Annotated in this window: 26 protein-coding genes; 11 read left to right on the forward strand and 15 right to left on the reverse strand. The window is 59.3% G+C overall.

The features are described 5' to 3' along the window. The first annotated feature begins 89 nt into the window (after positions 1 to 89). Positions 90 to 278 (forward strand): hypothetical protein, encoded by a 189-nt coding sequence (locus DMX12_RS04465; protein ID WP_054913364.1) that lies wholly within the window; start codon positions 90 to 92, stop codon positions 276 to 278. 362 nt (positions 279 to 640) lie between these two features. Here DMX12_RS04465 and DMX12_RS04470 read toward each other — a convergent pair whose 3' ends face one another. Further along, positions 641 to 865, reverse strand: coding sequence for a hypothetical protein (locus DMX12_RS04470; RefSeq protein WP_054913365.1), 225 nt, complete (start codon positions 863 to 865; stop codon positions 641 to 643). A 312-nt stretch (positions 866 to 1,177) separates the two neighbouring features. Between DMX12_RS04470 and DMX12_RS04475 the strand changes: the two genes are divergently transcribed. Then, a complete protein-coding gene (locus DMX12_RS04475; RefSeq protein WP_016715573.1) occupies positions 1,178 to 1,360 on the forward strand; it encodes a type II toxin-antitoxin system HicA family toxin in 183 nt (60 codons plus the stop codon). Between the two features lie 37 nt (positions 1,361 to 1,397). Continuing rightward, positions 1,398 to 1,799, forward strand: coding sequence for a type II toxin-antitoxin system HicB family antitoxin (locus tag DMX12_RS04480; protein ID WP_110676511.1), 402 nt, complete (start codon positions 1,398 to 1,400; stop codon positions 1,797 to 1,799). A 112-nt stretch (positions 1,800 to 1,911) separates the two neighbouring features. Here the strand turns inward: DMX12_RS04480 and DMX12_RS04485 are convergent, their stop codons facing one another. From DMX12_RS04485 to DMX12_RS04545, 13 genes are all read right to left on the reverse strand, one after another. Beyond that, complete coding sequence (locus DMX12_RS04485) at positions 1,912 to 2,514, reverse strand: hypothetical protein (RefSeq protein ID WP_110676513.1); 603 nt, start codon at positions 2,512 to 2,514, stop codon at positions 1,912 to 1,914. Continuing rightward, complete coding sequence (locus tag DMX12_RS04490; RefSeq protein WP_110676515.1) at positions 2,511 to 3,017, reverse strand: hypothetical protein; 507 nt, start codon at positions 3,015 to 3,017, stop codon at positions 2,511 to 2,513. Before DMX12_RS04490 ends, DMX12_RS04485 begins: the two co-directional genes overlap by 4 nt. After that, positions 3,004 to 4,416, reverse strand: coding sequence for a replicative DNA helicase (locus DMX12_RS04495; protein WP_110676516.1), 1,413 nt, complete (start codon positions 4,414 to 4,416; stop codon positions 3,004 to 3,006). Before DMX12_RS04495 ends, DMX12_RS04490 begins: the two co-directional genes overlap by 14 nt. Then, positions 4,413 to 5,186, reverse strand: a complete 774-nt coding sequence (locus DMX12_RS04500) for an ATP-binding protein (protein WP_110676518.1) — start codon at positions 5,184 to 5,186, stop codon at positions 4,413 to 4,415. Before DMX12_RS04500 ends, DMX12_RS04495 begins: the two co-directional genes overlap by 4 nt. After that, complete coding sequence (locus DMX12_RS04505; protein ID WP_110676521.1) at positions 5,183 to 5,977, reverse strand: DUF1376 domain-containing protein; 795 nt, start codon at positions 5,975 to 5,977, stop codon at positions 5,183 to 5,185. The genes DMX12_RS04500 and DMX12_RS04505 overlap by 4 nt, the downstream gene beginning before the upstream one ends. Positions 5,978 to 5,980: 3 nt before the next feature. Next, on the reverse strand, positions 5,981 to 6,211 hold the full coding sequence (locus tag DMX12_RS04510; RefSeq protein WP_110676523.1) for a hypothetical protein: 231 nt from the start codon (positions 6,209 to 6,211) through the stop codon (positions 5,981 to 5,983). Continuing rightward, complete coding sequence (locus DMX12_RS04515) at positions 6,208 to 6,771, reverse strand: hypothetical protein (protein ID WP_110676525.1); 564 nt, start codon at positions 6,769 to 6,771, stop codon at positions 6,208 to 6,210. The genes DMX12_RS04510 and DMX12_RS04515 overlap by 4 nt, the downstream gene beginning before the upstream one ends. After that, a complete protein-coding gene (locus DMX12_RS04520) occupies positions 6,768 to 7,079 on the reverse strand; it encodes a hypothetical protein (protein WP_110676527.1) in 312 nt (103 codons plus the stop codon). Before DMX12_RS04520 ends, DMX12_RS04515 begins: the two co-directional genes overlap by 4 nt. Then, the gene (locus DMX12_RS04525; protein ID WP_110676529.1) at positions 7,076 to 7,843 is read right to left on the reverse strand and encodes an ORF6N domain-containing protein; all 768 of its coding nucleotides are present in this window, start codon (positions 7,841 to 7,843) and stop codon (positions 7,076 to 7,078) included. The genes DMX12_RS04520 and DMX12_RS04525 overlap by 4 nt, the downstream gene beginning before the upstream one ends. Beyond that, the gene (locus DMX12_RS04530; RefSeq protein WP_110676531.1) at positions 7,840 to 8,130 is read right to left on the reverse strand and encodes a hypothetical protein; all 291 of its coding nucleotides are present in this window, start codon (positions 8,128 to 8,130) and stop codon (positions 7,840 to 7,842) included. Before DMX12_RS04530 ends, DMX12_RS04525 begins: the two co-directional genes overlap by 4 nt. After that, positions 8,127 to 8,396 (reverse strand): hypothetical protein, encoded by a 270-nt coding sequence (locus DMX12_RS04535; RefSeq protein WP_110676533.1) that lies wholly within the window; start codon positions 8,394 to 8,396, stop codon positions 8,127 to 8,129. Before DMX12_RS04535 ends, DMX12_RS04530 begins: the two co-directional genes overlap by 4 nt. Then, positions 8,393 to 8,725 (reverse strand): hypothetical protein, encoded by a 333-nt coding sequence (locus DMX12_RS04540; RefSeq protein WP_110676535.1) that lies wholly within the window; start codon positions 8,723 to 8,725, stop codon positions 8,393 to 8,395. The genes DMX12_RS04535 and DMX12_RS04540 overlap by 4 nt, the downstream gene beginning before the upstream one ends. A gap of 137 nt (positions 8,726 to 8,862) precedes the next feature. After that, a complete protein-coding gene (locus DMX12_RS04545; protein ID WP_064590906.1) occupies positions 8,863 to 9,165 on the reverse strand; it encodes a Cro/CI family transcriptional regulator in 303 nt (100 codons plus the stop codon). Positions 9,166 to 9,491: 326 nt separating this feature from the next. Here DMX12_RS04545 and DMX12_RS04550 point away from each other — a divergent pair, with 326 nt between their 5' ends. The 5 genes from DMX12_RS04550 to DMX12_RS04570 all read left to right on the forward strand — a co-directional run bounded on the left by DMX12_RS04550 (position 9,492) and on the right by DMX12_RS04570 (position 11,927). Beyond that, positions 9,492 to 10,019, forward strand: a complete 528-nt coding sequence (locus tag DMX12_RS04550; protein ID WP_223809608.1) for a S24 family peptidase — start codon at positions 9,492 to 9,494, stop codon at positions 10,017 to 10,019. Positions 10,020 to 10,154: 135 nt separating this feature from the next. Then, positions 10,155 to 10,553, forward strand: coding sequence for a response regulator transcription factor (locus tag DMX12_RS04555; RefSeq protein WP_029885927.1), 399 nt, complete (start codon positions 10,155 to 10,157; stop codon positions 10,551 to 10,553). Positions 10,554 to 10,581: 28 nt separating this feature from the next. Further along, complete coding sequence (locus DMX12_RS04560; protein ID WP_029885926.1) at positions 10,582 to 10,854, forward strand: hypothetical protein; 273 nt, start codon at positions 10,582 to 10,584, stop codon at positions 10,852 to 10,854. A 104-nt stretch (positions 10,855 to 10,958) separates the two neighbouring features. Further along, positions 10,959 to 11,474, forward strand: a complete 516-nt coding sequence (locus DMX12_RS04565) for a Rha family transcriptional regulator (protein WP_110676536.1) — start codon at positions 10,959 to 10,961, stop codon at positions 11,472 to 11,474. Positions 11,475 to 11,573: 99 nt separating this feature from the next. After that, positions 11,574 to 11,927, forward strand: a complete 354-nt coding sequence (locus DMX12_RS04570) for a carbon storage regulator (protein WP_050492198.1) — start codon at positions 11,574 to 11,576, stop codon at positions 11,925 to 11,927. A 158-nt stretch (positions 11,928 to 12,085) separates the two neighbouring features. On the opposite strand, the gene DMX12_RS29765 is transcribed toward DMX12_RS04570, so the two are convergent. Beyond that, complete coding sequence (locus tag DMX12_RS29765; protein ID WP_080709209.1) at positions 12,086 to 12,382, reverse strand: hypothetical protein; 297 nt, start codon at positions 12,380 to 12,382, stop codon at positions 12,086 to 12,088. Positions 12,383 to 12,507: 125 nt separating this feature from the next. On the opposite strand from DMX12_RS29765, the gene DMX12_RS04580 reads away from it, so the two are divergent. From DMX12_RS04580 to DMX12_RS04590, 3 genes are all read left to right on the forward strand, one after another. Further along, positions 12,508 to 13,284, forward strand: a complete 777-nt coding sequence (locus tag DMX12_RS04580) for a hypothetical protein (protein WP_110676537.1) — start codon at positions 12,508 to 12,510, stop codon at positions 13,282 to 13,284. Between the two features lie 159 nt (positions 13,285 to 13,443). Next, on the forward strand, positions 13,444 to 14,625 hold the full coding sequence (locus tag DMX12_RS04585) for a site-specific integrase (protein WP_110676538.1): 1,182 nt from the start codon (positions 13,444 to 13,446) through the stop codon (positions 14,623 to 14,625). Positions 14,626 to 14,634: 9 nt separating this feature from the next. Further along, positions 14,635 to 15,267, forward strand: coding sequence for an SEC-C metal-binding domain-containing protein (locus DMX12_RS04590; protein WP_146226813.1), 633 nt, complete (start codon positions 14,635 to 14,637; stop codon positions 15,265 to 15,267). The last annotated feature ends 39 nt before the right edge of the window (positions 15,268 to 15,306 follow it).

Raw genomic sequence — 15,306 nt, forward strand, 5'->3', positions numbered from 1 at the left:
CCACCTGAATGGCGAGCCCTAGACATGCGAAAGGTGGCCCCGTACTACTGTCGAGCTTCCACACAAGACGTTTCACGGAGCGAAAAACGATGAAGGTAACCCTCAAGTGCGCCAAGTGCGGCAGTGATAAGTTCGAGGTTCCGGCTAGGCCGAACGACAACTCGAAGGTCACCTGCGGCAAATGCGGCGCTGTCGAGACTTACGGAAAGCTCATGAAGGCTGTGAGCGACAAGGTCACAAAAGACCTGCAACGGCAGCTCGGGAAACTGTTCAAGTGACCTGATTGTTTCAGCCAGAGGGCGTAGGAAGTCAGCGGCGCCCTCAACCTTTACGTCGAGCTGTAGCTTTTCCATGCGTCCTCCAGAATGAAGAAAGCCCCGGCAGACACCGAGGCTCAAAAAAAAACCGGCCTTTCGGCCGGATAATCCGAACTAGCCAACATAGACTGCTACGGCTATGCAAAAGCTCGGATCTCGATATTGCCATGGCGCATTAGGCAATTGCCATACCGTGAAAGACTAGCGCCTCGATTTCTCACAGGAATCTCTCAGCCTCTCCATAGCGTCAGGCGCCATCGGCGCGGTCATCATGGAGCGGTAGGTTATGCGCTCAGGGGGGCTACTTCAGCGCAGATAGAGCTTTACGCTTGCGGGGCAGGGGCTTCATCAATGCTGATGCAGTGCTCAATTTCGGTAATCTTCACCAGCGCCTGCTCTGCAAGCGGATAGGCACCAAAGACCCGCCCTTGGTAGAACACAACCCAAACGAACTCCAATGGCTCCGGGCCACCGAGAGTGCGAACCAAGTTTTGGAACCTCTCGGCCAAGTCATCAAAATGCATCTGCGCCATACCACGCAACACCATGCCGAACGCTCCTTCACTCAAAGCTGCATTCTGCGCTCAGTGAAATTTGCGGGCAACTCGTGGCTGGACTTCACGGGGGTGCGGAGGGCCGGTGCTTCCCGGCTTCGTGGTCTGGATCGCTGGGTCACGTACCCCAGACTCTCATCGCGTAGCCGCCCATTGTCCGCACGGGATTAGACGACGCCACTACCGACTTAGCCCAGCTGCCTGGGCGTGTCATCCGCATAAAAATAACCCTAGGCGCATCTTTTCTCTTTACGAGTTATACGCCTAGAGGTACAATTTCAACATCAACCACACAAGGAGACGGAGGTGCAAAGCAGGCAGTTGATCAAGGAGCTTGAAGCAGCTGGATGGGTTCTAAAACGTGTCACTGGAAGCCACCACATCTTCAAACACCCCAACAACCCAAACTCGATACCAGTGCCACACCCCAAGAAGGATCTACCGATCGGCACGGTAAAGAGCATCAAGGAACGAGCCGGGTTGAAATAACCCGGCTTCACCCTTTGCACCTCTGTAGGAGACGAACATGCAATACCCAATCTGCATCGAGTGGGGCGACGAGAACACCGCCACCGGCATTCAGATCCCCGATATTCCAGGCGCTGTTACCGCGGGCGACACCTTCGAGGAGGCCTATACCTCTGCCGTCGAGGTCGCCCATATCATGCTGGAAGAGATCGCCAGTAACGGCCAGGCCATCCCGATGCCAACCAGCGCCGCGGCCCACCGGGACAATCCCGACTTCGCTGACATGGGCTGGGGCATGCTGGAGATCGACATTACGCCGTACCTGGGCAAGACCGAGAAGGTCAACGTTACCCTGCCGGGGTTCGTGATCCAGCAGATTGACCGATATGTGCGAGACCACAACGTGAAGAGTCGGTCGTCTTTCCTGGCTGACGCGGCCATGGAGAAACTGGGTCGCTGAAACGCAAAAGCCCCGGCTTAATGGCCAGGGCTTTGTGTCTCAATCCCGTTTATGCGCAGGGATCTGAGGATGGTGGGCAATTTCGCTCATTCGCTCACCATTGTCAAGAGACTCAATCAATTAGCTGCTCTCTCTCCAAGATCTCGGTTACATGGATGACAGCGCCCTCCTCCAGCTCCTCAAGGCATTTGTGAATACCCCGGCGCCATCGGGTGCGGGTTGAGTCTGGCCGCGCGTCCACATCCCAGGTGTTCATGTCGTAAAACTCATCAGGCAAAACCGCAACATCGGAGGAGCGCTTACCATGCTTGCCCTTCATCTTCGGGATGAACCACACGGTGGTGGCCTTGTAGATGAACAGGGCCGGTGCCGGCGAACTGATCCGGGGAATGCTGCGGGCGATCGCACTGACACGGTTGGCCTTGTGCGTCGAGAACTTGCCCACCAACACATCCCAGTGCTTAGGGCTGAGCTCTCGGTGCAGCAGGGCATGCAAGATGCAGTCATAGTCGAACTGATCGCGAGCCGACAGCAAGGCTCGAAACCCACCGGTTCGAGGACCAGAGTCAATCAACTTCTGCCAACTCTGCCGGGTCGCGTTGCTGGTGCTGTCTGCGGCCAGCACCCTGACGATCGCTGCCATTACACCCTGGTAAACCATCGGTTCGAAGTCAGCCAGCATTCGGCGCGGCAGCGCTGCAGTAACGTTGCTCATCGAGTGGCTCCTTGGGCCATGCGGGCCTCAGCAATTCGAACAAAGCCCAGGAATTGGTCAGCCGGCATTGCCTCCTTGATAACGTCGAGGATGACCCGATCCATGTGCTGCTGGGTGTGCGCCTTGGCCTCCTTGCGCAACTGGCCGCACCGGTACAGCAGGCGGGTGCGGTCATGGTTGATGTGCTTGAGCGCGGCCTTGGCCCGGTTGTACCAGCTGCGGTCGTATGGGCGCCCCTGAACAGCGCCCTCTTGTGCCTGGCTCAGCGCCAGCTCCAGGCGGATTGCGTCACTCACCAGCTGCTCGTGCAGGGCCTCGCAGGCCTCAAGGGTTTCCGGCAACTCGCGGGGCCCCACCAGGCGTGGGTGAGCTTCTGCGAGTTGCGGGGTATTGCCAGTGGCAACAGGCTGCTCAGCGCCAGCACGCTTGGTGACGGTTACCGAGAGGACCGGAGTTGCAGGTTTGCCAGCGCCAGCGCGCGGCCACAGATCAGAAAGTTTCACGATGCTTGCTCCCCTTGCGGTGTTTGGAGAAATTCAGAACGCGGGCCATCTCGACTTCATCGTCAGGTGGTAGTCGGTTGCCGGCAAAATTGACAAATCGGGCGTACTGCCCTTGGCGCTGTACCAGGCATGAGCCCTGCGGGGCCTGGCGCCCCTTGTCGAGGATCAGCTCGGTAACGCCCTGCTCGCCCGCTTCCGACTCCGGGTCGTGGTGGACCAGGATCACCGCATCGGCGTCCTGCTCGATCTGGCCGGAGTCGCGCAGGTCGCTGGCCTGGGGCTTCTTGCCTGGGCGACTCGCTGGGTTCCGGTTGAGCTGCGCCAGCACCAGCACCGGCACGCTCAACTCCTTGGCCAGGTTCTTCAGGGCAATCGAAATCTTGGCCACGGCATCGGTGCGGCTCTGGTTCTTGCCCTCCGCGCCCACCAGGCCCAGGTAGTCGATCATCAGGATGTCGAGGCCCTTTTCGCGCTGGAGTCTGCGAGCGTCCGAACGGATCGCGCTCATGGTCATGCCCGGGGTGTCGTTCAGGTACAGCTGGGCAGCCTCGATCTTGCTGCCGGCGGTCCCGATGCGCTGCCATTCGTCCTCGTCGAGGCTCTTGACCTCCTCCATGCGGCGCAGGTCTACGCCGCCCTGAGAGGCGATGGTGCGAACAGTGAGTTCCTTCTCGTCCATCTCCAGACTGAAGATCAGGCCCACTCCGGCGCCGCGGATGGCTACGTGGTTGACGATCTGGAGCCCCAGCATGGTCTTGCCGCTCCCTGGGCGCCCGGCAATCACCACCATGCTCTTGGGGCGCAGGAAGCCGATCAGCTTGTCCAGGTCAGTCAGGCCGGTCGACAGCTTCGGTGGTGCTCGGTCGTCCAGCACTTCCTGCATGCCGTCAAAGACCTTGGGCAGCACCTCGGCCATGCGCTTGTACCCGGCCTTCTCGGAGCCTTGGAGGTCACGCAAGTCAGCGATGGACTGCTGGGCCTGGGCAATGATCTCGTCCGGCACCAGGCCGCTTGCAACGGCAGCCTTCGCAGAATGTCCAAGGTCGACCACCTGGCGGATCACCGCCCACTGCTTGACCTGCTTGGCGTAGGCCATGACGTTGGCCACAGAAGGCACGTTCCGACAGAGGTCGGCCGCGAAGGCCAGGGTGCTCTGCCCGCTTGGCAGAGTGCGCTGCACATCCCCGACCGTTACCGCATCGACCGGCAACCCGCGATCCAGGCAATCACGGATCACATCGAACAGAGCCGCGTGGTCGTCGTAGAGGAAGTCGCCACTGGCCATCTGGCTCACGATGTCATCCACCAGCGAGGCATTGCCATCGAGAGACGCCAGCATGATTGCCCCCAGCACGCCGTGCTCGGCCTCTGGGTAGCCCATTACCAGTTCGTTGCTCATGCTTCACCTCGCGCCGAGGCCCAGGTGAACAGGACAGCAGGCCCACCAGCATCGGTCAGGCGATCAACAGCGCGGTCGCCCAAGCACTTGCGGAGGCCGGCCAGGCCCAAGTTGGAAATCACGATGGTCGGCATGAGATTTCGGTACCGCGAGTCGATCACCTCGAACAGCACCTGCCGCTCGAAGTCGCTGCCGTGCTGGACGCCAACCTCATCGATCACCAGCAGATCAGGCGCCAGCAGGCCGACATATACATCGCGCTCCGTCTGCTCGGACTTCTTGTCGAAAGTCATCTTGATGTCGCGGATGATCTCGATTGCCATGGTGTAACGCGCAGACGCGCCGTAGCTGCGGACCACCTGCTGGGCGACAGCGCAGCCCAAGTGCGTCTTCCCGGTACCCACGTCCCCCAGCAGCATCATCGAGCGGCCAAGCTCCCAGTTGCGCTCAAACCCATCCACGTAGTCGCGGCACTCAGTCAGCGCCACCGCCTGTCCTTCGGTGTCGGTACGGTACGTGTCCAGGGTGGCACCACGGAAGCGCAGCGGGGTATCCGATGCCATCAGGCTCGCGTTCATAGCCCAGTCATGCCGGATGGCCTGGGCCTGCTTGCGAACCGCTTCGTCGGCAGAATGCAGCGCGTCGAACTGGCAGCGGGTGCAGCCTTGCCAGAAGTGATCGCCCGAGAACGACTCGATCAGCTCGTCTGTGAAATCGCCGTGCACTCGGCACTGGCCAGGTTTGAATTCCAGGGTTTTTGGAGTGGTCATGATCTTGCTACCCGGTAAGTACCGTTGGGCTGGCGAACTAGGCCTTCGGTGTGGTCAATTTTGTCGAGGTCGGTGTGATGCGATTGGCCTGGCCCTGGGCTAGCTCGCTGGTTGCCGCCGACCCTCTGGTTACGCACCCAGTTGCGCCAAGTTGCAGCCCAGTTGAGCTTCGTGGCGTCCTTGCCCGTCTTGGAGATCCAGAAGTCCCGGAATGAATCGGCCATCGCCTTGATCATGCGATCGTCCAGTTCAGGTCGCGCAGACCTGGCCCATGCGGCCAGCTCCGGAGATAGCTCCCAGTCATCAGGCAGGCGAGTACCGCGCTTTCGACCATCCTGCTTTGGCTCAACCTGACCAGGCGGCGCGCCAGCGGCGCACTGCTCTTGATCTTCTGGTTCTTGGTTAATGGTTAGTGGTTCTTGGTTAAGGTTATGGTCGGGTTCGTCTTGGGAACCACTTGGGTTTTCAGTGGGTTTCTTTGGCCTCCCGCCACGGCTTCCGTTCTCACGATTTGCAGTCGCTTTCGCGTGGTACTTCGCGATCTCTTCGTCACACCGATGATGGTGATACCCGTCAGATTCCAAGGTGAAAAACTCCCCCAAAATCACCCCGACCGATTCTTCGTGGCCCGCTAATCGCAACCGACGAATAACCGACTTGGTTTCTTGTGGGATCGGCTTTTCGCTCTCGTAGTAGTGGTCGAGAAGGCGCCGGTAGACGCCCTCCTCTTCCACAGAGAGGTGCGCGGTATCCCGCGTCCAATCCTTGATGTTGAACTTGTAGTAATGCATGGCTCAGAGGTCCAACTCAGTGCAGATACGGCGCACGAAGGCGTCGTAGCTCTCGGCCATCTCGAAGCCCTTGTCTTCCATGGCCTGGCGCCCGGCCTTGGCCAGTTCGTAAAGCGTCCAGCGCTCGCGCTCTGCAAACCCCTTGAATTGGCTGTAGGTCGGCCAGGGGCCGGTGATGATCGTCGCGCCAACGAGCTGCTGGAGCGCCTGGGGGGGGGTAGACGGTCTGGTCATTGGAGAGTCTCCGAACCAGCGCCCGTGATCTTGGCAACGTGCTGGGCAAGGTCAGTCAGCGAGCCACCAGAAAGGCGCAGAACGAGCGAACGCAGTGCTGTCACCGCATCCAGCGAAGAAACCCGCGCCTCGGCCATTTCAAGCGCCTGGGGCGAGTGGTTGCTGATCGTCTCGAACACCTTGTCGGCATAGTTGAACGACGCGCTGGCGAGCTGCAGAGTGGTCAGATGGTCGAAAACCTCGGGCCGCAGTGGCTCGCGCAGAGTGTTGACGATCGGAATGCTGAAGGTTGGCGGCTCACCACCCTCCAGCAGATGCCGACGCTCCTGCTCGAGGTGCTCTCCCGAGACGACCGAAGCATCACTGCCGGTCTGTCGCTCGAACAGCACGCTCAACGCCAAGCTGGCGCCGACCAGGCCGACATAGGTTTCGTCAAACTCGCGGATCTTGGCGCCATCGCTGACCACCTCGATTGCGTCCATGACGGCCTCGAAGGACAGCAACATCAGAGCCGCATTGGAGAAGCTCTCGAAGTAGGCCTTGTTGATCACCTTGCTCATTGGGCACGCTCCAGGCGCTCAACCAGGTTGCGCAGCTTGCGCTTGAGTTTCGTTGTGAGAGCACGCTGGTCAAACCAGCGGCTGTACGCCCCCTCGGTGAACTGGACCACACCGCGATACGCCGGGTCTTCGAAGTCGAAACGGGTGCGCTCGCCATTGCCTGGGCGACCGTGAGCCCTGAAGTAGGTCGCATACATCGCGCTCAGCTCGCGCTTCAGGGAGTTGCACAGAATCTCGGCCTGCTGGAACTCTACAGCCGCCTCGGCGATCAAGGTCATGAGTTGCGCATGGGTAGGCTTGGCTTTCATTCGTGGTCTCCTGCGGCGCCGAACAGTTCGGCCAGGTCAATTTGGTAAACAGCCGTCCAGGCGGCAGCAGGCCAGGAGCGAACCCAGCCGAATCGAGGGTCTTGGACTTTCGGGGCGGACACTCCGTGGCTGTCGCACCAGTTCTTGAGCGGGCGGAAACCCTGGCTGCCGAAACTCCGGTGGGCGGCCTTCTCCACCGCCGTCACGGTCGCGTGCTGACAGCCTCGGCCCAGCTCGTTTTCCAGGTGCTTGACCTTGCGCACCGCTGCGGAGGCCGTGGCCATGGCCGTGGCTTCGCGCCGGTTGCCGATCTCCGCCTTGGTCGCGATCGCGAGGTCACGTTGCTCGAGCGCCAGCTGCTCTGAACGCTTAGAAGCCAGCAGGTGCTCCAGGGCCATGATGTAGTCGGTGGGCAGCGCTGGCGCCGGCCGGAAGTAGTTGTTGACCAGCTGGCGCTGGACTGTCCAGGCCAGGTCGTCGGTCAGCGACTTGACGATCATCAAGTAACCCTGCTCCGTGAACAGGGTGAAATCCTCATGCGCCCTGTTGGAGATAGGCATGATTTTGTGCGTACGGATTTCTTCGGCACTAACTTTGAAGTAATCCTCCCCCTCAACGAAGCGGCCACGGTTCTCATTAAAGTTGCGACGAGTCGTGCCATCGGGGCGCTCATGCACCTGATCAATCATCTGGGTGGACGCAACCCGCTGGCCGCGGTACTCGACGATGGGCAGTTGGGTGTTGTGGATGGTGACCTGGTTCATGCCGAACCTCCCGCGCCACGTTTTGCAACAGCAGGGTTTTGTGGCGCGGCGGTTGCTTGGTCGATGCGCTTCTCCAGGGTCCCCCGCTGATCATCCAGCGCGTTATGCCAGTCATCGGCGTTATAAATAGCCAGATTCGCCAAATTGGCGCCGTGCTTATCGCCGGACGTATTGAGGCGGTCCTCAAGCACGTGCAGGACGCTGCGCAGCCAGTCGATCTGGCACATGGCGCACTGGACCTGGAAGGTAGCGTCCTGGGCGATGGTCTGAAGTTGGTCTGCGTTCATGCAGCACCTCCCTGCTCGGGAGCGACACCGGCATGGGCGCTGTACACCAAGGCGAGCGCTGCGTCGGCGGCGAAGTAAATCAAGGTGGCTTGGTTGGAAACGGTCGGTTCAGTCATCAAGTCGCGGAGACCAGCAAGAACCGCTTCCAAGCGATCAGTGGCTGCATCCAAGGATTCGTGAAGTGGCACACCCGCCACTGCCTCAAAGACTTCGCTGGCGCCACTGGAAGCGAAAGGATGGGCTATCGTTGTGGGCTGATTAGTCATTGCTCACCCCCACCGGCAGCTGCGCGGGCAACGCTCTTCTCTACCGACCAGATCAGCGCGCTCACGGTCTCGCCCAGAAACGCGAGAGTCGCCGCGCCATCGCAGTAGCACAGCTCGCCCATGTTCAAGCTGTCGTGCAGGTGCCGGCAGAGCTGACTCATTCCTGATGAAAGCGTGCGAGCTGCCCGCAGTGCGTCTTCAGCGTTCGTGCCAGCCGCAACGGTGAGCAGATGCACACCCCGATTATCGATCGGCGTATCCAAGAAGCCGGTCTCGACGGTGAGGATGGGTTGCGCCGGTGATGGCGTGGTGGTATTTTCTGATTTCATTTTGGTTTTCTCGAAGCAAAGTGATACCAAGACACCCGTTGGCGCGGGTGCCGACTAAGAAGCTCAGCTAAGGCTGGGCTTTTTTGTGGGCGGTCGAAAAGGTCAACCGCTCAGCAAAAAGAGGGATTGAGAGGCCTTCATGGGGAGGCCTGCGCGGTACTGGATGGGTGAACAGCCACCCCAGTGGAGCTGCGCAGATTGGAGGTTGGGGGTATCGTTTGCGTCAAGGTCGGCGGAGCCTCATTGCCGGCAGCTGCACAACGGTTGAGGATCCGGAACTCAATGACCTCAATGCGTCCATCCTCGAAAACGCGGACACGAATATCGCGAGACGATTTAGCCATCTGCGAAATCGCGCTTTGGGTAACGCCAACGGCCTTGGCGAGCTGCGGCTGGGTGCCTTTGCACCGAAGGAAGTCAGCCAGCTTAATTTCTTTCATGATGACTTCTCGATCAGGAACTCATCCAAATATTAGCCACGCTTTATTTTCGCCGCAAGCATTGATTAGCAAGGCTGGTTGCAAGATATAAGCTCTGCTAATAGGGTTCGCACATGATAACCAGACACAGACGCCCACTTACGCCTGAAGAGATTGCCGAGAGCGCAAGGCTCAAGGACATCTACAACAAGCGAAAATCAGAGGCCCGCAGCAGAGGGATCGCTCTTACTCAGACAGAGATCGGGGAGCGGTGTGAGTGGAAATCCCCACAGAGCACTGTTAACCAATATATGACTGGTAAGCTTGCTCTGAATCTGGATGCTCTCATGCGGCTATCCAAAGCTTTGGATTTCGCGCCAGAAGATGTTAGCCCCAGGCTCGCCCAGAGTGTTCAGCATCTCACCTACCCGTCCATTCAAGCTGGCAACGTGGAGCCAGGCCCTCCAATCACAACCGCACCTCGAAGGATCGAAATCGTGGGTACCGCCCAGCTTGGGAATGATGGCTATTGGGTTGGCTTGGATAACTCAGACGGATGGGTAGAAACTTGGTCTAGGGATGAGGATGCCTATGCGTTGCGACTGAAGGGCGATTCAATGGCCCCAGCTATTCGTAGTGGGTGGGTCGCGGTGTGCGAGCCTAATCATCGGCTCGTTCCAGGGGAGTATGTGATGGTGACCACTTCCGACGGGCAGAGCATGGTCAAGGAGCTTCTCTTCGAAAGCGAGGATGGAGTCAGTGTGATGTCCGTGAACTCGGCATACGAACGCCGAACCATAGACTGGTCAGACATAGACAAAATCCACTACGTCGGGAACATATTGGCACCAAGCAAGATTCTCAGCAGGATCTAGGCAGATCACCTCATCACGAACCCGCCATCCGGCGGGTTTTTTGCACCCATCAGAAAATAAATTAGCTGCGCTGTTGACATAAAAATAAAGCACAGCTAATTTTACTGACACCAACACACAGCACGGAGCACCACCATGACCGCAGCAACCACCATAACCGCCAATGGCTGGACCGGCTTCCTGGGGCGTGAGCTTTCCCCTCGTGAAGTCCAGTGCGTGCTGGGTATTGCTGCAGGTCAGACCTCGAAGGAACTGGCGCGCGAGCTCGGTGTTCAGCCCGACTCGATCAAAAAGCGGGTGCTCAGCGCGACCACGAAACTCGGCGTCACCCGGCGGGCACAGCTGGTTGCCGTAGCCATGCAGAAGGGTCTGATTAGCCCGATGGCCACAGCCCTGGCGCTGGTGCTGACCCTTCACTCGATGATCGGCGATGACGTGGCAATGCGCATCCGCCGAGGTGGAAACGGCGGCGAGCGCCGGGTCGAGCTCCGCGTTGCGGCGCGGCGGGTTGAGCAGCAGGTGGCAGTAGCCTAACCACGAAACTCACAAGCGAGAGCACTCCATGATCAGCGTGACTATCGGTATCAGCTCGGAATCGAGCCAGGCGGCAGCAGGCCCAGCCCTCGCTCCAGCTCAAGGGAAGATGACCACCCTCAAAGAACTGGCCGATCTCCTGAAGATGGACCGCAGCGCAGCACGTCGCTACGTGATGCGACTGGGCTACGAGCCGAAGCGGGCGCGTACTGCCTCCAGCGGGTTCCAAACGGCGCTGGTGTTCGACAAGGACCAGGTGCGCCAGATCCTCGAAGCCCGCCAGGCTGACGGGTACTGCTGACATGGCCAGGTCAGCGTCGAGGGCTTTCCAGCGAGAGCCCTGCGCGGTGACCAACCAGCCAGCGAATGGACTTGCGAGGATGAATCCAATCGAGGGGAGCCTGGATGACTGATTTGATTTTGACCGAGGTCGACTATGGCGAGCTTGTGACCTGTGGCGGCGACGAGCCGACCACCGACTCGGTGAGGGTGGCCAAGCGGTTCGGCAAGCGTCACGACAACGTGCTGCGCGCGATCGACAACGTCAAATGTTCTGCGAATTTTCGTCTCCTCAATTTTGAGGAGACCTCTTACATCGACGAACAGGGAAAGGTTCAGCGCATGTTCAACATGACAAAGGATGGATTCATGTTCGTTGTCATGGGTTTCACAGGGGAAAAGGCTGCCGCCTGGAAAGAAGCGTTCATCGAGGCGTTCAACAGGATGGCCCGCGAACTCCAGGACCGTTCGCTATCGATCGAGCAGCAACGTCACATGCTGGTGGCTGAGTTCAAGCAGGAGAAGGGCCTAGCGAGTCTCGCCGGAAAGACAATGCGCCGGTGGCAGCTAAAGAAGCCGGTCATTGAGGGGAAGATCATCCAGCTTGAAAAGGATGGGCAGCAAGCACTGCAACTTCACTGAGATATCGGGCGCAACTTCCGCCCAGTAACACCGCAACTTCACTCGAAAGCCAAGTTACTCGGCGGGCTCTGTCTCGCCTGAAATAAGGAGATTCACGAAATGCTCATGCTCAGTCGCAATATCGGCAAGGCAATCGTCATCGGCGGCAACATTCGCGTGACCGTGGCCGGCGTGAATGGCTCCCAAGTTCGCCTCGGCATCATTGCGCCGGGTGGAGTGGTCGTCGATCGCGAAGAGATCCACCAGCGCCGCCTGGCTGATCCTCGTCCTGCAGTTGCACCGGTAGATCCTCGCGACCTATTCATCGCCGCCAACCCTATTGGCGCCAGCGAAACGGAGCTGCAGAAGGGCCGCAACGGTTTCGTTGATGAACGCACACATGGTGACTACCTGATCTTCCTGGCCGGGTTCAATGCCATGCAGCAGCAGGTGGTGCAGGAGCAGCAGCCATGACCCAGGCCGGCCTGCTTCTGCTGCTGTGGGATGCCCTGCAGCAGCGCCAAACCACCTTTGGCCAAGTGCTCGACCTGTCTGCCGCTTGTGGCCTGGATGGGCGCCGTGTGCTGGCCGATCACTTCGACTCACAACTTGGACACGGACGGCCTAGGTTCCTACGCGGCCCCGTCGTCGGCAACAGCCAAATTGCCGCCCGTTGCGAACAGGCGGGCCCGATCAGTGCCCCAGGTGAGCGCTTTGCTAATGGTCTCGCCCGGCCTGCTCGGGTAGTACTCCTCAAGAAGGAGCAGCCCGTCAACGCGATATACACCGATAAAGAGTTGAGCCACACCGGTACGAGAGAGGCGGCTCTGAACATCAATCGTGGTGCCATCGCTGAGTTTCTCGTCATGGCTACGGTGGTGAAGTTGATGGTCTGCCCATTCCCAAAACCTAGCACCTCGATTCTTCATAGCTCCCCCATCCCTAGAAGTGTTCTGAGCATTAACTTCATGCCTTTCAAGGTTTATAAGCCAAATACTCGCCTGTCAATAATCCTCCAGCCCAGAGCCGCCAGTATAGTTTCAGGAGGTTTCCAATGATCAAGCGCCGATCAATCAATCCCGCCGCCCTCCCCGCCATCGGCCAGCCCCTGGGCGGCGGCTTCTTCGCCGGCCGTCTCTTCTTCGATGGTGCTGAGCACGCAGTCATCGACGCAGGCCGGGAGTTCGAAGTGGCTGCCCATTGGTGGCAGGAGGAAGGCCCACGCCCACGCATCCGGGGTGCCACGTCGCGTTTCGACGGCTTGGCGAACACCCAGGCCATGGCCGCCGAGGGCAGCGCTATCGCCCGCAAGGTGCTGGGCATGAACATCCGTGGCACCTGGGGCTGGCACATCCCGTCGATCGAGGAGCTGCAGGTGCTGCGCTGCAATCTCTTGCAGTTCCCAGATTGGGGTCACGACGGGTCGTATACAGTCAGGGGTGCTGTCCAGGCATTCAGTCTGAGCGAGTACTGGAGCAGCAGCCAAAAGTCGAACGCAGCGACCGCCTGGTGCCTGCACATGCTGCCCTGGTGCGTGCCCGATACGAACTGGGTGAGCAAGTGCAAGGGCATCAGGCCGGTGCGCACCTTGCTGATCAGCCAAGAGGCTTTCGTCCACGCTCCGTCGACCGATACGGCCGTGCCCAGCGCCGATTTGCGCGGCCTGGCCAACCAGCACGCTGTGGCCACCGTGCTCGAGCGGTTCGTGAACGAGGACACCGGCAAATTCTACGGACGCACGGACGCATTGGTAGCTGAGCTGGCGGCACTGGCAACGGCTGTTGTGACAGGTCAGCGTGACAACCAAAACCTGGCGCGTCAGGTGGAGTAGATCAATGCGCTACATGACCGTCAGAAAGTTCGCCAGCGAGTCTGGCTACACCGAGGACGCGATCCGCTCAAAGATCCGCGACGGGATCTGGCGGCTGGGTGAAATTTGGATCAAAGCGCCGGACGGCCGGACGCTGATTGACTTGGAAGGATACGAGACATGGGTAGAGGCGGGAGCGGTGTCAGGGCAGTCTCAGACTCGAGCATCGAGATCACGTTCATGTACCGGGGTGTTAGGTGCCGCGAGCGCGTCGCGCTCAAGCCCACCGCCACTAATCTGAAGAAAGCCCAGCAGCACAAGGCGGCGATCGAGCACGCCATCGCCCAGGGGACGTTTGACTATGCCGTCACGTTCCCAGGATCGTCACGCGCGGCCAAGTTCGCGCCGGAGTCGAGCCGGGAGACTGTTGGCGGCTTCCTCACGCGATGGCTTGAGGCAAAGAGGAAACACGTCTCCAGCAGCACGTTCGAAGGATATCGAAAGATCGTCGAACTGAGGCTTGTTCCTTCGCTCGGGCACCACCTGGTCGTGGACTTCAAGCGCAAGATGGTGCGGGACTGGCTCGATGGCCTTGAGGTCAGTAACAAAACGCTGAGCAACATCCAGAGTTGCCTGCGCTCTGCGCTTAACGACGCTGTCGACGAGGAGCTGCTGGACATGAACCCATTGGCCGGCTGGACGTATGCCCGTAAGGAGGCGCCACCGCGGGATGATGATGTGGACCCCTTCTCACCCGAAGAACAGCAAGCGATCCTGGCTGCGCTGACCGGCCAGGCGCGCAACATGGTGCAGTTCGCGCTGTGGACAGGTCTGCGCACCAGCGAGCTGGTGGCGCTCGAATGGGGGGACGTGGACTGGGTCCGGGGTGAAGTGATGATCAGCAGGGCAATGACCCAGGCCGCAGGTGGAGAGGCCGAGGTCACCAAGACGGCCGCCGGCCGGCGCTCGGTGAAGCTTCTCCGCCCTGCTCTCGAAGCCCTCACGGCGCAGAAGGCGCACACGTTCCTGGCTGATGCCGAGGTCTTCCAGAACCCGCGGACGCTTGAGCGCTGGGCAGGAGATCAACCGATCCGGAAAACCATGTGGCATCCGGCAATGAAGAAAGCCGGCGTCCGGTACCGGCGCCCCTACCAGACTCGGCATACCTACGCGTCGATGATGCTGTCAGCAGGTGAGCACCCGATGTGGGTGGCAAAGCAAATGGGGCACAGCGACTGGACAATGATCGCGCGAGTCTATGGTCGGTGGATGCCATCGGCAGATGCAGATGCGGGAGGAAAAGCGGAGTCATTGTGGGCGTCCGTTGAGGTGGCTAAAATCACAAGCTCCGCTCAAGGATGAATTATATAAATGAAAAACGTGCTCACAACTCCAAAGAATCTTGATAGCGATGCGCTTGAATTCGCGCGCTCTTTGAACAAAAGTTCAAATATTATTTACATACAAGTTCGAGCTAATGAAAGAGCACTGCCAAATGAGTGCTTTTCGAACGTCGCCAGGATGGTTGAAATGCACGGTGGAGAGCAGATTCTAGGCTGGCAGATATGGGAATGGCCGGGAGTGTTTGCAGAAGCTGAAGCGCATGCAATATGGCAGTCTCCCAATTACGAACTTTATGATGTAACACCAAAGGTGGAGAGCAAGATAGCGTTCCTTCCCGACCCAACGGTTAACTTCACAGGCGTGCGGATCAATAACGTTCGCCACGCAATTGCAGACAATGAAGATGTTAGGGATTTTATCGCCGCGGGAGACCACAAGCACAGGATTTTCGGCGCGATAGCCAACGGAACCAGGTTGGACCAGTGGCAGGTAATCATAGGCGGGCGTCTTGACGCCGCAACTGGGCTGCTACCGCATCTTTTCAAGGACAGGGGACGTCGCTCAAGGAGGTGCCCATGTAATTCGGGTTTGTCCTATCACGACTGCCATCGTCCCGAAATCAAGCGTACCCTCGAAATGGCTGCGACGGCCGGCCAGTGAGAAATGCCAGCAAAATGACGGCTTCGGTGCTGGAAGTAG

This window comes from Pseudomonas sp. MB-090624 (genome assembly GCF_003205245.1).
Classification (GTDB): Bacteria; Pseudomonadota; Gammaproteobacteria; order Pseudomonadales; family Pseudomonadaceae; genus Aquipseudomonas; species Aquipseudomonas juntendi.

Excerpts from the sequence above, each read along its gene's own strand:
- DMX12_RS04555 (WP_029885927.1), top strand. The coding sequence starts at position 10,155 with ATGACCGCAGCAACCACCATAACCGCCAATGGCTGGACCGGCTTCCTG.
- DMX12_RS04565 (WP_110676536.1), top strand. The coding sequence starts at position 10,959 with ATGACTGATTTGATTTTGACCGAGGTCGACTATGGCGAGCTTGTGACC.
- DMX12_RS04540 (WP_110676535.1), bottom strand. The coding sequence starts at position 8,725 with ATGAAATCAGAAAATACCACCACGCCATCACCGGCGCAACCCATCCTC.
- DMX12_RS04510 (WP_110676523.1), bottom strand. The coding sequence starts at position 6,211 with ATGACCAGACCGTCTACCCCCCCCCAGGCGCTCCAGCAGCTCGTTGGC.
- DMX12_RS04530 (WP_110676531.1), bottom strand. The coding sequence starts at position 8,130 with ATGAACGCAGACCAACTTCAGACCATCGCCCAGGACGCTACCTTCCAG.
- DMX12_RS04480 (WP_110676511.1), top strand. The coding sequence starts at position 1,398 with ATGCAATACCCAATCTGCATCGAGTGGGGCGACGAGAACACCGCCACC.
- DMX12_RS04570 (WP_050492198.1), top strand. The coding sequence starts at position 11,574 with ATGCTCATGCTCAGTCGCAATATCGGCAAGGCAATCGTCATCGGCGGC.
- DMX12_RS04525 (WP_110676529.1), bottom strand. The coding sequence starts at position 7,843 with ATGAACCAGGTCACCATCCACAACACCCAACTGCCCATCGTCGAGTAC.
- DMX12_RS04590 (WP_146226813.1), top strand. The coding sequence starts at position 14,635 with ATGAAAAACGTGCTCACAACTCCAAAGAATCTTGATAGCGATGCGCTT.
- DMX12_RS04505 (WP_110676521.1), bottom strand. The coding sequence starts at position 5,977 with ATGCATTACTACAAGTTCAACATCAAGGATTGGACGCGGGATACCGCG.
- DMX12_RS04465 (WP_054913364.1), top strand. The coding sequence starts at position 90 with ATGAAGGTAACCCTCAAGTGCGCCAAGTGCGGCAGTGATAAGTTCGAG.
- DMX12_RS04495 (WP_110676516.1), bottom strand. The coding sequence starts at position 4,416 with ATGAGCAACGAACTGGTAATGGGCTACCCAGAGGCCGAGCACGGCGTG.
- DMX12_RS04520 (WP_110676527.1), bottom strand. The coding sequence starts at position 7,079 with ATGAAAGCCAAGCCTACCCATGCGCAACTCATGACCTTGATCGCCGAG.
- DMX12_RS04535 (WP_110676533.1), bottom strand. The coding sequence starts at position 8,396 with ATGACTAATCAGCCCACAACGATAGCCCATCCTTTCGCTTCCAGTGGC.
- DMX12_RS04580 (WP_110676537.1), top strand. The coding sequence starts at position 12,508 with ATGATCAAGCGCCGATCAATCAATCCCGCCGCCCTCCCCGCCATCGGC.
- DMX12_RS04485 (WP_110676513.1), bottom strand. The coding sequence starts at position 2,514 with ATGAGCAACGTTACTGCAGCGCTGCCGCGCCGAATGCTGGCTGACTTC.
- DMX12_RS04500 (WP_110676518.1), bottom strand. The coding sequence starts at position 5,186 with ATGACCACTCCAAAAACCCTGGAATTCAAACCTGGCCAGTGCCGAGTG.
- DMX12_RS04515 (WP_110676525.1), bottom strand. The coding sequence starts at position 6,771 with ATGAGCAAGGTGATCAACAAGGCCTACTTCGAGAGCTTCTCCAATGCG.
- DMX12_RS04545 (WP_064590906.1), bottom strand. The coding sequence starts at position 9,165 with ATGAAAGAAATTAAGCTGGCTGACTTCCTTCGGTGCAAAGGCACCCAG.
- DMX12_RS04470 (WP_054913365.1), bottom strand. The coding sequence starts at position 865 with ATGGTGTTGCGTGGTATGGCGCAGATGCATTTTGATGACTTGGCCGAG.
- DMX12_RS04550 (WP_223809608.1), top strand. The coding sequence starts at position 9,492 with ATGCGGCTATCCAAAGCTTTGGATTTCGCGCCAGAAGATGTTAGCCCC.
- DMX12_RS04585 (WP_110676538.1), top strand. The coding sequence starts at position 13,444 with ATGGGTAGAGGCGGGAGCGGTGTCAGGGCAGTCTCAGACTCGAGCATC.
- DMX12_RS04560 (WP_029885926.1), top strand. The coding sequence starts at position 10,582 with ATGATCAGCGTGACTATCGGTATCAGCTCGGAATCGAGCCAGGCGGCA.
- DMX12_RS29765 (WP_080709209.1), bottom strand. The coding sequence starts at position 12,382 with ATGAAGAATCGAGGTGCTAGGTTTTGGGAATGGGCAGACCATCAACTT.